Origin of the sequence: Dietzia natronolimnaea (genome assembly GCF_002289575.1) — a bacterium.
GTDB classification, from domain to species: Bacteria; Actinomycetota; Actinomycetes; order Mycobacteriales; family Mycobacteriaceae; genus Dietzia; species Dietzia natronolimnaea_A.
Genome location: NZ_NTGA01000114.1, coordinates 1 through 626 on the forward strand (window position 1 = coordinate 1; position 626 = coordinate 626).

At 59.7% G+C, this 626-nt stretch carries 1 protein-coding gene; it reads left to right on the forward strand.

Annotated features, from left to right (window positions below):
* Positions 1 to 85 precede the first annotated feature (85 nt).
* Positions 86 to 626: hypothetical protein (locus CEY15_RS18345; protein WP_141244346.1), on the forward strand; the 541-nt coding region annotated here is incomplete at its 3' end.

Consider the following 626-nt stretch of genomic DNA (forward strand, 5'->3'; position numbering starts at 1 on the left):
GCCCCTGGGCAGAACTCAATGGCCCTTGACATACGAGCTCGATTTCACATCTGTTGACGTCGGACCAAACTTGCGAAAAGCACTCATGGAACGATTCATCGACATGGCTGGGCCTTCGGGGTCATGGGGCACGAAAGCGACGACGGGTAGAGCTCTGACGGCAGTCCGGGCGTTCTTCTCCGACCTCGGCGTCGTCAATGCCAGTGACCTGACTGGGGTGATGTACCGCGAACGGTTGATGTTGTGGACCAATTACACTCGCTACAGACGGCACCGCATTCTTCGAGTCATCCTGCCCACACTTCCCGGCATCAGCGCGGAGTGCGCACACGTCATTGAATCGACGACTGCGCCGCGACCGGAACCGCAGGCCTCTGACGACGCGTTGACCGATGAGGAAATCGAGTTGCTACGACTCACCTGTGTCAACAACGTGCGTGATGCCCTCACCCGTGTGAAGCATGGCTGGGACGTCGTCGACGCCTATCAGCGTGGCGAGTATGACGACCGCCATCCCGACTACGAGTACGCCCAGTTCCTCGACGAGGTGGCCCGCACCGGCGATGTAGCGGGCCGCTACCCCGGGGCCCCGAGTAGAGCCTGTCAAGATAATTGTGTGAGTTTTG